The sequence below is a fragment of the Synechocystis sp. PCC 7509 genome, assembly GCF_000332075.2.
In the GTDB taxonomy this organism is placed as follows: domain Bacteria; phylum Cyanobacteriota; class Cyanobacteriia; order Cyanobacteriales; family Chroococcidiopsidaceae; genus Aliterella.
The window spans coordinates 870,074-883,395 of record NZ_ALVU02000001.1; the positions used below are offsets into that span (position 1 = coordinate 870,074).

At 40.6% G+C, this 13,322-nt stretch carries 18 protein-coding genes; 9 read left to right on the top strand and 9 right to left on the bottom strand.

What is annotated here, in order from left to right:
* Window positions 1–7 precede the first annotated feature (7 nt).
* Window positions 8–514 carry a DUF5331 domain-containing protein gene (locus SYN7509_RS30060; RefSeq protein ID WP_009632689.1) on the top strand — a complete coding sequence of 169 codons (507 nt, stop codon included), beginning with the start codon at window positions 8–10 and terminating at the stop codon, window positions 512–514.
* Window positions 515–548: 34 nt separating this feature from the next.
* On the opposite strand, the gene SYN7509_RS0204450 is transcribed toward SYN7509_RS30060, so the two are convergent.
* Window positions 549–2,159 carry an iron uptake porin gene (locus SYN7509_RS0204450; RefSeq protein WP_009632688.1) on the bottom strand — a complete coding sequence of 537 codons (1,611 nt, stop codon included), beginning with the start codon at window positions 2,157–2,159 and terminating at the stop codon, window positions 549–551.
* A 184-nt stretch (window positions 2,160–2,343) separates the two neighbouring features.
* Here SYN7509_RS0204450 and SYN7509_RS0204455 point away from each other — a divergent pair, with 184 nt between their 5' ends.
* Window positions 2,344–3,219 (top strand): metal ABC transporter solute-binding protein, Zn/Mn family, encoded by an 876-nt coding sequence (locus SYN7509_RS0204455; RefSeq protein WP_009632687.1) that lies wholly within the window; start codon window positions 2,344–2,346, stop codon window positions 3,217–3,219.
* A 26-nt stretch (window positions 3,220–3,245) separates the two neighbouring features.
* Window positions 3,246–4,031 (top strand): metal ABC transporter ATP-binding protein, encoded by a 786-nt coding sequence (locus tag SYN7509_RS0204460; RefSeq protein WP_009632686.1) that lies wholly within the window; start codon window positions 3,246–3,248, stop codon window positions 4,029–4,031.
* On the opposite strand, the gene folB is transcribed toward SYN7509_RS0204460, so the two are convergent.
* A complete protein-coding gene (gene folB / locus SYN7509_RS0204465) occupies window positions 4,028–4,387 on the bottom strand; it encodes a dihydroneopterin aldolase (protein ID WP_009632685.1) in 360 nt (119 codons plus the stop codon). The two genes, SYN7509_RS0204460 and folB, sit on opposite strands and share 4 nt — an antisense overlap.
* A gap of 72 nt (window positions 4,388–4,459) precedes the next feature.
* On the opposite strand from folB, the gene menD reads away from it, so the two are divergent.
* The gene (menD, locus tag SYN7509_RS0204470; RefSeq protein WP_009632684.1) at window positions 4,460–6,199 is read left to right on the top strand and encodes a 2-succinyl-5-enolpyruvyl-6-hydroxy-3-cyclohexene-1-carboxylic-acid synthase; all 1,740 of its coding nucleotides are present in this window, start codon (window positions 4,460–4,462) and stop codon (window positions 6,197–6,199) included.
* A 92-nt stretch (window positions 6,200–6,291) separates the two neighbouring features.
* On the opposite strand, the gene SYN7509_RS0204475 is transcribed toward menD, so the two are convergent.
* On the bottom strand, window positions 6,292–7,020 hold the full coding sequence (locus SYN7509_RS0204475) for a class I SAM-dependent methyltransferase (protein ID WP_009632683.1): 729 nt from the start codon (window positions 7,018–7,020) through the stop codon (window positions 6,292–6,294).
* Window positions 7,007–7,339: a cytochrome c6 PetJ gene (petJ, locus tag SYN7509_RS0204480; RefSeq protein ID WP_009632682.1), complete on the bottom strand. Its 333-nt coding sequence runs from the start codon at window positions 7,337–7,339 to the stop codon at window positions 7,007–7,009. The genes SYN7509_RS0204475 and petJ overlap by 14 nt, the downstream gene beginning before the upstream one ends.
* Before the next feature lie 242 nt (window positions 7,340–7,581).
* Here petJ and SYN7509_RS0204485 point away from each other — a divergent pair, with 242 nt between their 5' ends.
* Window positions 7,582–8,733, top strand: a complete 1,152-nt coding sequence (locus SYN7509_RS0204485) for a site-specific integrase (protein ID WP_009632681.1) — start codon at window positions 7,582–7,584, stop codon at window positions 8,731–8,733.
* A 101-nt stretch (window positions 8,734–8,834) separates the two neighbouring features.
* On the opposite strand, the gene SYN7509_RS0204490 is transcribed toward SYN7509_RS0204485, so the two are convergent.
* The 3 genes from SYN7509_RS0204490 to SYN7509_RS30065 form a co-directional block, all read right to left on the bottom strand.
* On the bottom strand, window positions 8,835–9,053 hold the full coding sequence (locus tag SYN7509_RS0204490; RefSeq protein WP_009632680.1) for a hypothetical protein: 219 nt from the start codon (window positions 9,051–9,053) through the stop codon (window positions 8,835–8,837).
* A 14-nt stretch (window positions 9,054–9,067) separates the two neighbouring features.
* On the bottom strand, window positions 9,068–9,766 hold the full coding sequence (locus SYN7509_RS0204495) for a hypothetical protein (protein ID WP_009632679.1): 699 nt from the start codon (window positions 9,764–9,766) through the stop codon (window positions 9,068–9,070).
* Between the two features lie 355 nt (window positions 9,767–10,121).
* Entirely contained in the window at window positions 10,122–10,358 is a 237-nt protein-coding gene (locus SYN7509_RS30065) for a hypothetical protein (protein WP_158506135.1), read from the bottom strand.
* Here SYN7509_RS30065 and SYN7509_RS0204500 point away from each other — a divergent pair.
* Genes SYN7509_RS0204500 through SYN7509_RS0204510 form a run of 3 tightly spaced genes read left to right on the top strand, consistent with a single transcriptional unit; the run spans window position 10,338 to window position 11,562 of the window.
* A complete protein-coding gene (locus SYN7509_RS0204500; RefSeq protein WP_028954097.1) occupies window positions 10,338–10,616 on the top strand; it encodes a hypothetical protein in 279 nt (92 codons plus the stop codon). The two genes, SYN7509_RS30065 and SYN7509_RS0204500, sit on opposite strands and share 21 nt — an antisense overlap.
* Window positions 10,616–11,350, top strand: a complete 735-nt coding sequence (locus SYN7509_RS0204505) for a helix-turn-helix domain-containing protein (protein ID WP_009632677.1) — start codon at window positions 10,616–10,618, stop codon at window positions 11,348–11,350. Before SYN7509_RS0204500 ends, SYN7509_RS0204505 begins: the two co-directional genes overlap by 1 nt.
* Window positions 11,350–11,562, top strand: a complete 213-nt coding sequence (locus SYN7509_RS0204510) for a hypothetical protein (protein WP_009632676.1) — start codon at window positions 11,350–11,352, stop codon at window positions 11,560–11,562. The genes SYN7509_RS0204505 and SYN7509_RS0204510 overlap by 1 nt, the downstream gene beginning before the upstream one ends.
* A 222-nt stretch (window positions 11,563–11,784) precedes the next feature.
* On the opposite strand, the gene SYN7509_RS0204515 is transcribed toward SYN7509_RS0204510, so the two are convergent.
* A complete protein-coding gene (locus SYN7509_RS0204515) occupies window positions 11,785–12,291 on the bottom strand; it encodes a hypothetical protein (RefSeq protein ID WP_009632675.1) in 507 nt (168 codons plus the stop codon).
* Window positions 12,292–12,492: 201 nt separating this feature from the next.
* Window positions 12,493–12,684, bottom strand: a complete 192-nt coding sequence (locus SYN7509_RS0204520) for a hypothetical protein (RefSeq protein ID WP_028954098.1) — start codon at window positions 12,682–12,684, stop codon at window positions 12,493–12,495.
* A gap of 274 nt (window positions 12,685–12,958) precedes the next feature.
* On the opposite strand from SYN7509_RS0204520, the gene SYN7509_RS0204525 reads away from it, so the two are divergent.
* On the top strand, window positions 12,959–13,204 hold the full coding sequence (locus SYN7509_RS0204525; RefSeq protein ID WP_009632674.1) for a hypothetical protein: 246 nt from the start codon (window positions 12,959–12,961) through the stop codon (window positions 13,202–13,204).
* The last annotated feature ends 118 nt before the right edge of the window (window positions 13,205–13,322 follow it).

Consider the following 13,322-nt stretch of genomic DNA (forward strand, 5'->3'; position numbering starts at 1 on the left):
TAATTTTGTGGATATTCAGCAGCTACGCCAATCATTGAAAGTTAAATGGCTTCTTTACTATCGGCGCAATCGCCCTTGGATGACAAAATTACGCATTTGGGGAACTTATGACGGTCAGCGTCGCCCTTCTTCTAGCTTTATTTTGGCAACTTTAACGAATTTAGAACCGCAACTAATCCAAATGTTTCCTTTTATTGTGGCTTTAAGTAATCATCCTGACCAAATTATTGCCGCTTTAGGACTAAACTTTAATCCTGAAGTAGAGATTAAAGCGCTTACCGAAGCTACAAATAATGCAGCAATTACTGCTACAGCAAATAATGCGGAAATTAATTCTAGTAGTAATGGCATAACTTACAACACTACTGTAGTGCAAACTAATGGTAAAAATGGTACTGCGCCAAAGCTTCCGGTAGCGAGTGACCAAGTGCGAGTAGCGCCATCCAACCGAGTTAGTAATATTGCGTCTTGGGTCGATGAAAGTTGTACGGGTGTGGGAACTAGCAATAGTTAAAGGGAAGCTTTTAAAACTTCCCTTGATGACAGCGTTAGAACGTAAAGGTAGTTCTGAGCGCTCCAATTACGGTATCGTTGTTGTCTTTGTCAAACCCAGGAGCGGTAAGCCAAATAACTCCTGGGGTAATTGAGATATTTTCTGTAACCTGAAACTGATAAAACCCTTCAATATGTAGGGATGTGTCCTCATCTTCTCCTAGTTCTGCATTTATATCGGGGTTTGAGGAGCTAATGCTAGAATCAGTTACTTTTGGTTCCATCCCAAACACAAAACCTAGCAAATTGCCTTCTTTACCCAAATCTGGAAAAGCTAAAGTAACAGCGTAATTCCAAACATTGATATCACCGCGATCGAATAATCCTCCCGCCGTCGAAAGTAACTGAGTATTTGTATAGCCAACCCAACCACCTAAGACAAAGCGATCGCTCAATTGCCATGATAATTCCAAACCGTAGGAATTACTGCTAGTTGGTACATCTACCGAATCTAGTCCCAAGTCTTCAAAAAATACATCGTCAAACCGAGCAAAACTATTGCGTCCGCTACCTGTCCCCGTATCATCAGCGTTGTAAGAATTGATGTAAGTTAAACCTATATTCAATCTTTCCGTCGGCTTAATTACTACTTGCGCTAAGGTGCTGTAAGGTCCTTGAAATAAACCATCGCCAACACTTGGATTATTTGCTTCTCCTGCCAAATACCCTAAACTAAGTTCTAAGCTTTCGCCAAACTCTTTTTTAATCCCTATACCTGCACCATCTCCTAAATAATAAATGGGGTTGCGCGTCCCAAAACTAGATATTGCTCCTGTAGCGCCATCTCCATCCAAAAAATTAACGGTACTTGCAAAGTCATCAAAGGCTGTACCTACTGCACCTAATACAATTTCTGTACTCTCACCAATCGGAAAGCTATACAACAGCACTTCTAAGCCAATCTGATTATTGTCATCTTGAGTAAAGGCTAATTCTCCCTCGGCTGTACCCGTCTGGCTAGAAAACCCAGGGAAGTTTCCGGTAGCAAGTTCTGTTACCAGTAAGTCTCTCCCGTTAAAACTTGTTTCAAAGTCTAGCCGCGTCCGGTGTCCAAGGATTGCAGAGGTATCTAGATCGTTACCATCAATATCATCTCCGGTAATAATTCCAGCTACCGCCGTTACTACTTCCCCACTTAACTTAGTTGTAGTAGAAAATTGATTTGCTTCTAGTTCCGCCGTTGCTACTTCTAAAGCATCCACTCGTCCGCGCAGACTGGCTAATTCGGCGGCGAATTCTTCTTGCAGTTTTTGTAAGGTTGCTAAGTCTTCCCTTTTAACTAAATCGCTGGTAGCTGTAGCGATTAACTCGTTTACCCTATCTAAACAAGCATTTAACCCGGCGGCAAATTCGTACCTAGTTAAAGCTCGATTTCCCCGGTAAGTACCATCAGGATACCCCGCAATACATCCATAACGCTCTACTAATGATTGCAATGCTTGAAATGCCCAATCGGTCGGCTGAACGTCCGATAATTGCGATACAGAAGTAACTTGAGCCATTGTGTTATCTAAAGCGGCTGGTTCTTCGGCGATCGCTTTCCCACCTAACATTATTGTGCAAACCACTGGACTCACCAGTATCAAGTTCCATAAACTTTTGTACATTTCTATTACTCGTCACTACCCACATTTTTTCGTCTATCTGCCGTAAATCCACTATCTAGCGGCAATTATTCCGCAAAATACCATATTTACTTGTCAAATACTCAACTTCACATCTTACCCGCGTATGAGATTGATTCTCATTATATTGAGTATAATAATATTCATTCTCATTTAACTGCTAAAAATGCGTCGTCAAAAAAGCTTACTAATAGTGGGATTAATCCTTTCAGCTTTAACAGGCTGCAATCAATCCTATTCCCAAGTGCAGCAACCATCTCCAACACCAAAACTTAAAGTAGTAACTACCTTTTTGCCGATGTATTGGTTCACTAAAGCTGTAGTTGGGGAGGAACAACCAGTAGAACTATTGATTCCACCAGGGACAGAAGTTCACGATTATCAAGCAACGCCAGCAAATGTAAGTGCGATCGCAACGGCTAATATATTAGTAAAAAATGGTATTGATTTTGAGGAGTTTTTGGAGGGGACTGTAAAATCGGCTCAAAACTCTCAATTAAAAGAGATTAACGCTAGTGCAAATATAAAGTCTTTAGCGGGAAATCCTCACGTTTGGCTAGATCCTGTTTTGGCAAAGCAACAAGTAATAAATATCCGCGATGGTTTAGTTGCTGCAAATCCTGAAAAAAAGGCAACTTATCAAGCTAATGCTACAACTTATATTCAAAAGTTAGAAAAGCTTGATGCGGAATACAAGCAACGTTTACAAAAGTATCCAAATTGCACCTTTATTAGTTTTCACGATGCTTATCCTTATTTAGCTAATCGCTATCAAATCAAACAAATTGCCGTAGTAGAAATTCCCGAAGATCAGCTTTCACCTACCGATATCCAAAAGACAATTAATGCTGTGAAACAATACAAAGCCAAAGCTATTTTTGGCGAACCAGGTGTTGATAATAAATTGCTTAAAGCTCTATCTCAAGACTTGAATTTAACCTTGCAACCCTTAGATTCTTTAGAGTCGGGGACGCTCGATCCGCAGCATTATTTCACAGCAATGCAAGGAAATCTAAAAACTTTAGAATCTGCTTGTAAGTAGGTAGGTAGGTAGGTAGGTAGGTAGTTATGAAAGCTCAATTACCAATATTAAGAGTTGAAAACTTAACCGTTGTGCGCGGAAAGCATTTAGCAGTAAGAGATGTTTCTTTTGAATTATTGCCAGGAACAAATACAGCCGTAGTAGGTGCAAATGGCGCAGGAAAAAGTACGCTAGTTCAAGCAATTTTAAACTTAATTAAGCGTTCTTATGGTAGAATAAGTGTTTTTAATTGTCCTATTGAACACCTAAAATCTCTACGTTCTCAAATTGGCTATATGCCCCAAAACTTTATATTCGACCGCAGTTTCCCCATTTGTGTTAGAGAATTGGTAGGAATGGGTTGGGTAAAAAATAAAGGGATAGCAATTTTTTCTCGACAACATCATTATCAAAGACAAGCAGCAATTAACCAAGCTTTAAGGCGAGTAAATGCCGAACGTTTACAACATAGAGCAATTGGTACTCTTAGCGGTGGTGAACTTAAGCGAGTATTATTAGCTTATTGCTTAGTAATGCCGAGAAAACTGTTAGTTTTAGATGAAGCTTTTGCTGGTGTAGATGTGCAAGGAACAGCAGAGTTTTATCAATTATTAGACCAATTAAAGCAAGAAGAAAACTGGACAATTTTACAAGTTTCTCACGATATTGATATGGTAAGCCGCCATTGCGATCGCGTTATTTGTTTCAATCAAACTATAGTTGCCGATGATACGCCTATTGCCGCCCTTTCTCAAGAAAACTTATTAGCTACTTATCACCCCAGTATAAATAAATCTTTGCCGCAAAACTCTTTTAACTTCGACTACAACTAATCTTTACTTCTAGTCAATTCAATGGTAATTTTGCCGCCAAAGTCAGGAATTGGCGCAGCAGGTTTACTTAAGCAAACTTTAACTTGCGCTACACCACTAACATCCAAAATAGATTTGGCTATTTCTGTAGCTAGTTTTTCCACCAAAGCAAACTTAGAAGTTTTAATTAGTTGCTGAACATTGCTAATAATGCTGCGATAATCGATAGTATCGGTAATGCGATCGCTTGAACCCGCTACAGACAAATCCAACCACAGCGTTACATCAACCTCAAACCATTGTCCTAATACTTGTTCTTCCGCTAAGTAGCCAGTGTAACCATAGCTGCGAATCCCCGTTAATTGAATCGAATCCATAAATATTCCTCAAAGGGCGACTTAAAATAAAAAGAACTTGCTTACTTTAACGATGGGGTTCATCCCCGATTGATGATCGATTATAGAAACACCAACTTACTTTTTGCTTCCGTACTAGCAGAAACCTTAAAGCGTCTGGGTTTGACTACCGCCGTCATCTGTCCCGGATCGCGTTCTACGCCCCTTGCGATCGCCTTTGCCAGCCAAAAAGGTATAGAAGCCTTGCCAATCCTTGACGAGCGATCGGCTGCCTTCTTTGCCCTGGGAATAGCCCGTAAATGCAAGCTTCCGGTGGTGCTGGTATGTACTTCAGGTACGGCGGGGGCAAATTTTTACCCAGCGATAATAGAAGCAAAAGAAAGCAGAGTACCATTAATCGTTTTAACTTGCGATCGCCCTCCAGAACTTAGAGACTGTCATTCTGGACAAACTATCGACCAACTAAAATTGTACGGCACATACCCAAATTGGCAAACAGAATTAGCTTTACCATCGGTGGATATGGGGATGTTGGCATATTTGCGCCAAACAATGATTCATGCTTGGGAAAGGGCGCTTTATCCTGTAGCGGGAGTAGTGCATATAAATGTCCCCTTTCGAGATCCTTTAGCACCACTTCCTGATGGAATTGCAGATAATTTGTTGCAGGAGGAAGATTTTTTTAGTAATGTAAATCTGCGATCGCCTAAACTTATGCAGACATCCGCGCCTATATTTCCGGTGCAATGGCAAGAATCTAGTCGCGGTATTATTATTGCTGGGGTTGCACAACCAGAAAAGGTGCAAGAATATGTAAGTGCGATCGCGCATTTATCTAAACTCCTTCAGTTTCCCGTACTAGCCGAAGGTTTATCCCCGGTTAGAAACTACGCAGACTTAAATCCTTATCTTATTTCTACCTACGATTTACTTTTAAGAAACTCTGAGTTATCAAAACAACTTACACCAGAAGTTGTAATTCAAGTAGGCGAACTTCCCACAAGTAAAGAGTTACGAAACTGGCTAACTTCAACTCAAGCCGAGAGATGGATTATTGACCCCAGTAATCATAATTTAGATCCACTTCATGGTAAAACAACTCATTTATCAATTTCTATAGAGCAATTAGCTGAAACTTACAAATTTTCTCCTAAAGCTCACAACTCTTACTTACAATTATGGTGTGAATGTGAAGCTAAAGCTAGAGCAAAGATAGATACTAGCATGGCAGAAATAGAGCATATCTTTGAATGTAAAACGGCTTGGTTGTTATCAAAAGCTTTGCCTTCAGAAACCCTTCTATTTATTTCTAATAGTATGCCAGTTAGAGATATAGAATTTTTCTGGCAACCTAATAATTTAAAAATTCAACCTTTTTTTAATCGCGGTGCAAATGGGATTGATGGTACTTTATCAACAGCTTTAGGCATAGCTCATCGTCAGCAAAGGAGCGTCTTATTAACGGGAGATTTAGCTTTATTGCATGATACCAATGGATTTTTATTAAATAATAAGTTTATTGGACATTTAACAATAGTTTTAATCAATAATAATGGAGGTGGGATTTTTGAAATGTTGCCTATTTCTAAGTTTGAACCACCTTTTGAAGACTTTTTTGCTACTCCTCAAAATATTAACTTTGCGTCATTGTGTGCAACTTATAATGTAGAACATGAATTGATTAAATCTTGGGAGCAATTGCAGCAAAAATTAAATAAGCTTCCCAGCACAGGAATTAGAGTTTTAGAATTACAAACTAATCGGAAGTTAGACGCGAAATGGAGACAGGAAAACTTAGGTGAATTTGCCGCAGATATAGCAATTCTAAAGTAGTTGTAAACAGCAGAACGGTTTCGCCCCCAAGCTTGGAGGAACAAGAATCTTAGCCCCCAGAATTGGGGGTTGGGGGCAGATTTCTATGTAATTTAAGCTTTACTAAAAATCAGCAAGTGTTGAGATGGTAAAAACTCTTTCGTTTCTACCCATTCTAAACCAACGGCGGACATTTCTTTAATTGCTTGCTTTTGAGTCATTTTATGCAGCTTTTTAATCGCAATAAATGGATTTTCTCGGCGATATTCTACTAATACTACTTTGCCATTAGTTTTAAGAGCTTTAACAACTTCTTGCATTACTTCATGAGGTTGCGATAACTCATGATAAGCATCAACCATAATTGCTAAATTAATACTATTTTCCGGTAAGTTCGGATTAGTAAGAGTGCCTAAAATAGGCTCTACATTAGTTATTTTATTTTCATTTTTTAAAAACTCAATAATATCTAACATTTCCGGCTGAATATCTACCGCTAAGACCTTGCCTAAAGGTAATTTTTGCGCTAGCTTAAAGCTAAAATAGCCTGTTCCTGCGCCTATGTCCGCTACAATGTTTGTAGGTTCAAGATTTAAAGCTTCTATTAGTTTCTGTGGCTGTTCTTCAACTTCCCGCGATGGACGCTCTAGCCACAGTGCCTCAGTATGTCCCATAACTTTTGCAATCTCTCTACCTTGGTAAAACTTACCGATACCATCAGAGCTATGGATAGTTTTTGATTGATAAATATCATCAGCGATCGCACTTTCACAAACCCCTAACAGAAAGCAACAGCAAAGAATAGCAGTTAGAAGACGCTTAAACCTATTATTTCCAGTCATGTTCGGCTTGCTCTAATACATAGGCGGAAACATCAAGAATTTGTTGATCTGTAAGACGACCTTTATAAGCTGGCATCGCATATTTACCATTTTTGACTAATTGAGCGATCGCATCTGTTGAATCCATGCCAAATTTTTTTAGGGCTTTTGTCTTTAAACTTTTACCACGCCGGACAATATTACCGCCGTTTATATGACAACCCGCACAGTTATTAGTAAAAAGCGTAGCAGTTTCAGTAGTTGATGCAGCCAATACTGGAGTAGTAACAAGGATTATTAATGCGATCGCGCTGATAAAAATAGTTATTAGTTTTCTCATTATTCTGAAGAAAAGCAAATTTTAGTTAATAGTGTTTATATTACTAACTACTGCTCGACTGTAGTTAACTCCAACACCGTATCCTTAATAGGATGCTGCGGGAAGTAGGGAAAATGGAGAATAGGAGACTCGAACCCCTGACCTCTGCGGTGCGATCGCAGCCCGAAACGGTGTAAGACCCTTTGTACCGTAGTCCTTTGACAGCCTAGCATCTCATTCTTGCATAAAAAGTTGCATAAAGAATGAGGGAAATTCAAGTTAGAAATAACAACGGGCGCTGCCTAATTAGATTCAATTTTGGGGGACGATCACATAGTCTCACATTAGGCAATTACACAGATAAGGTAGACAGGGCTAGGGCTGAGGCATTAGCTAGTAAAATTTATGCTGACTGCCTCGCGGGAAATTTCGATCCAACTCTAAGCAGTTATAAGCCTATATCTTTCAGCGTTGCCAGACGACTCGCGGACAGAGCGATCGCACAGGTGAAGGAGATTAAAGCAGAACAGTGGGAGCTAGTCACTAATTGGGGCAAGTTTGTTGAGTTCTCAAACCTGACTGAGAGGCAATACACTAACCACTGGAAACCAATTACGATAATGCTTGCCAAGTATGGTAAGCCGATTACTTTAACTGAAGTGCCTAAATTTATCTCATGGATGAACTCTAGATTGTCCAGTAAAACAGTTAACGATCGCTTGTCCTACTTGCGTAAATGCTGTAAGTGGGCAATTACTCAAGGAATAATGACTACCAACCCCTTTGAAGGAGTTAAAGCGCAAAGGGCTAGAGCTAAACCAAAGCCTAAGCCATTTAGTAAAGAGGAAATTGGGCAAATCATTATTGCCTTTGAGAACTCCCGTTACTATTCCCACTACACCGATTATGTAAAGTTCCTCTTTGCCACAGGGGTAAGGACATCAGAGGCGATCGGGCTGCGGTGGAAACATATCAGTTTCAGTCGGGAGGAAATAGAAATATACGAGGTTATGGCTAGGGGTGATGACGGTAGTTCATCTCATAGAGTAAGGAAAGGGACTAAAACAGAGAACTTAAGAGCTATCCCATGCAAGGGGAAATTAAAGGCTATGCTCCAATCGCGTAAAGATTCCACTATCAATCTCAAACCTGACGATCTAGTATTTCCTTCCCCCACAGGGACAACTATTGACGATAACAACTTTCGCGATCGCGCTTGGAGAAAAATACTGGATGAGGTGGGAATTGAATACCGACATCCCTACATCATGCGACACTCGTTTATCTCCCACATGGTAGAAGATGGTGTTCCCCTTACTGGCATTGCTTACATAGCAGGTCACAGGGATACTACAATGATTCAGAAAACTTACGGACACATGATTAACCGCCCTGATCTACCCGACTTACTTTAGGGGGGTAGCGAAGTCATATCGCTCAACCAATGCTCAACCCAAAATTTAGGTAACATTTTCCTAAATTTTGGGTTGCTTTGAAAGAGGTGATTGTAATTTTTTTAGATAGGACACAAAATCTTTTTGTCATTTCTAGCCAATTGATCTAGGTCTTTTTCTGACCAATTCTCTAGCCAGTCGCCATCTACATCTTCAACGAACTGACTGATTCCATCTACACCTAAAGTTTGGCGACTTTCCCTTAAAGCTCTTGCCTTTTGGAGAGCTTCTCTAGCTTTACCAATTGTTTGGGCGCGTTGTTCTTTCGTTTGAGTGGTCATCTTGACCTCACGAATTATCTAATAGTTAATTGATGATAGCACTGCTCAGGTAATCTGTCACTATGCGTTAGTGCATACTGTGCAATTTTAACATCCACCTGTATTTGACTGGGATTATAGCTTATAAATATCCCACGTCTAATACTCCAATGTTTTAAAGTTTTCTGCCATTGACTTTGTTTATCGGTGGATAGAGCATCTCTGACGGTTGTTATTTGAACGCAAAGCGGAATTTGTTGGCTTCCAGAGGCGATGAAGTCTGTTGACATTGATAAATCGGCAATAAATGGGTTTAGAGTTTCACCACCGCAGTTTTTTAGTTTTGAACAGACTTTATTAATGAAAGCAGCATCCTTTCCTTCAAAGTTCCCTGCCATCAGATTTTCCTTCCAAATGTGTAGCTTAGGATCTTTTTCATTAAACCAAGCCGGAAACAACTGTAAATACCAATACATCTCTAGCGTTGATAATTCAGCAAGTTCAGCGCTTTTGTCTTCTTCAGAAAGTAGTTGAATACTGAGCCAAAAGGTTGAATCTTCTATTAATTCTTGAAGTAACTGCATGACATGGCTTTTACTCCTCAAAAGACCGGACTTTTTTTTAACGATCCAACGGCTCATTTCATCTAGTTTAGATGCTAATTCAGGCGATACATCTTTTGAGTCCTGAATTAATTGAACTAGGTCAGACTTAACATCTTCTGGATTTCGCACACTACTCCTACAAGTAAGGTATTACGCCTACAATTAATCAGTTTTCACTATAGAGTTAAACTGCCAACGCATGAGTAGGAAAGAAATACACTAATTTGACTCCGGCTAGTATAACCTCAGAAGGAGTCAAATTAAGCCAATCACGAAAACTGGTTACTAATTGGGTGATTGCTTGCCAAGTTAACCCTCGATGGAAAACTAAACAAATTAACTCAGCAAAACTATTGTTAGTGTACGTATAGTCAGTTGTAATCGATATAGGATGATTCAGTAGAAACAACAGCGAGAGTTAATCAACAGAGTCAGCGAGAGACGAGCTACTGAGGGGAGAAGGAACAGGAATGTGACGGTTTACTCACATTAGTTGGGTGCGATCGGTTGTAACCCACGCGAGGGGCGGAGGGGAGGACATTATGAAGTCCTGCTCAGACATTTGTGATGGAGATTTGGCGGGAGAGGCGTAGGGCTGGATTTTGGGTTGCCGAGTTATGTGTCCGGTTTCGCGAATAGAGATGGTGTGGGGATTTGAGCCATTAGCAAGCGTTAAGGGGGCTGTTAGGGCGCGTGAATAGTGGTAGTAAGTGACGGACAAACTTTTGAAAGATCCGGCAATTTTTGGCACGATCCGGCAAAATATGTTACAATATGTAGTATATCTGTAGCACGGAGTTCACCCATGACGTTAGATTTTTACTTTGGTTCTATGAAAAAGATTGCCGATAAATTCAATACGACAATCGCAATTGTGTCAGATGTGCAAGACGGCAAAAGCGTTCCAATAGGGACTGACGTTGAGGGCATATTACAGGAGCTAGTTAATGCTGACTTACGCTGGGAAATTTACGCATAATGATTAAGGGGACTGAGACTACTTGGAGTAATTTGTCTGAAACGATCGCTATCCTAGGGATCTCGGATCGTACTCTGAGGCGCTACGCGGCATCAAATCGCATCAAGACACTCAAGATCGGCAGACAGCTATTTTATGATGTTGAGAGTTACCAAGAGGAACAATTAGAGGCGGCTACTGAAGCTGATACCTTGGTTAAAACCAGCTTTGTTGCCGTGGTTTACGATTCTAGAAAAAACCCCGATAATACAATACCTGGACTGCGGACGATCTGCCGCCCTTCATTTACGGCGATGATTCCGGGTGGGGTGCAACAACTGTATGACGGAAGTTTTGGGAAAGTGTGGAAAACTGCTACTTTCTGTGTAGGTTCAAATCTCGACTTTAGGATGCCGGCGGGCAGTGGTCTTATTTTAAGCGAGGATTGGAACGCGATCGCAATTCAAGGGGCGATCGGTAGACTAATTGAAGCTGGAGAACTTCAAGTCTTCTTGCCAGTTGCGGAGGAATTTGGGGCAAGTTTTCGCGCATACAGTCAGGATGATGCTTTATCTCTAGTTAAGCAGTGCTATGAGTTCTTGAGCTTGGAAAGATATGCTTTAAACGAGGACAGGCGAGTGGTGCGGGCAGCGATAGAGGATAAGAGGGAAGAAATTAGCAAAGCTGTAACTAGAGGTCGGAATCTTGGGATTAATGACACCGATTCTGATAGGAATTACAGAGGTGCTGCATAGTGAGTAGTGCAAGTGGTGCAGAAAAATTAAAGGCTATTTATAGCGCTCAAGCAGAAAAGGAAATGGAAAAACTCAGGTTACTTGATGCTAAGAGAGAGTCTAAAAGGCAGTCGGAGCGGGATAAGACCAAGAACGCTACAAAGGGGCTGATTCCAAATAACAAACGAACGCACAATAATTTGCAATTCGCGGATATCTTCAAAAGCGAGTAAACAGATTTTCTCTTTTCAGGGGAATTAAAGAGCCGCCTTCTCCGTTTTCAGGAAGGCGGTTTTCTTATGGTGACGGAGGAGGATAGTAACAACTCTGTTCAACGATGGGGTTAGGTTTCAAAGGCAGTTCTCACAAAAATGCGAGAACTGCCTTTGAAATGGTTTTTTCTATTGAGTGTGATCAGAAGTAGTTGGTACGGTTAAGCATCCGATGTAATGTTTTTATGCTGTCATGCAAGCTCTTTCAACTACTTCCTGAGCATATCCGTTGTGTTCCCATGCACCTGTTACTGCTCCAGCAACACCTACAATAAAAAAACCTAGAACGGGAATCTGTTGCAACTTTTTAAACTCAGCAATCTGGTAGCATCTACAATCTCCTGTTGACACGAGCCGCGCCCAATGTTCGCAATTGAAGCGATATAAATCATAATCCCAGTTTTCATGAAACTCTTTTATAGATGCGTGTAGCGACTTGTTGATCTGTTCTTTTTGCTGATGCCGTGCTTGGTCAGGTTGAAAGTGACTCCAATCAATAGACCAAATTGCCAGCCGCCCCGTATCTTTTTCCCTACCAGCGCGGGTAGGCTCCCACGCTAAAGAATCCAAATCGTTGAGTTGTATAGAATAATGAAAAGTATTGGGGTTACTATAATCACGGTGCTGAAGTAATCGTCCGTAGTGTGGATGAGAAAGATTACTATCAATTAGCTGATGAAGGGTTGACATAATTTAGCTGCTCAAGACTTGACACATTTCCTCTCTAGCTTTCCCAACTGGAGAGCAAAATATAACTTGAAACTAGCCTCTATGTTCAGACATCTTAATTTTTGACCTTTTAAGCAGGGTATTTTTATTGTTACTTAGAGTGCCAACGGATGGACTCGCCCTGTAATATTTGCCGAACCAACGTACTACACAAGTTTAGTGTCATACGTGCATTGACATATTTTCCGACAAATTGACATAATTGCCGTCAATTGTACAGCGCGGTAGAGGGGCAAGTGCAATCGCGTTTGGGCAAAAGTATTTGATAGCAGCCCCTACCTGTTTGTCCCCCGTTTGTCGCCTGTCCGTTAACCCTAAAGAGCGATCGCGAGTTGGAATATTAAGGGGAGACATAGAGTAGTTAACCCTTGCCAGAGTGTGCAGTGTGGGAGGAGTGCGATCGTATTTAGAGGGTCAAGTGGGGTAAGTCATAAACGTACTACATTTACTTATCTGTAGTACGTTTATACGTGACTTGGAAACAGAATTAATTATTCAGTGTAATAACGGTGGATAGATTGTGAAGTAATGCTTTTAGGGTTTATTTTTAGACAATAAATCCGTAGTTTCCCCCTTTTTTACATAGCCTTAAAAGGGTAGGATTGTAGCATACCAAAGGAGGAAAACAATGCTGAATAAGCGGGGTAGAAAACCCAAGCCTGATGGAGAAGTCCGCAAAAGACAAATGAATGTAGCGCTAACAGAATATGAGAAAGAAGCCTTTGATGAGTTGGCTATGAGCAGGGGTACGACAGTTTCAGAAATGGCAAGAGGACTAATATACCGCGAGTATAAAGAAGACTTGCGTAAAAACCTACTTTGTCACAGGTACGTCATGCAGCTAAGAGAGCGATCGCATTTAGAGGCAGTGTGAAGCCTAATTAACAAATAACAACTAACTGACCGATGCGAGTGAAGTCATAAAAAGCAAAAGACAGGTTAGCCGCCTGTCTCTCGTAAAACTTAATGTAGAAAATTCAATTGTTTCCTTT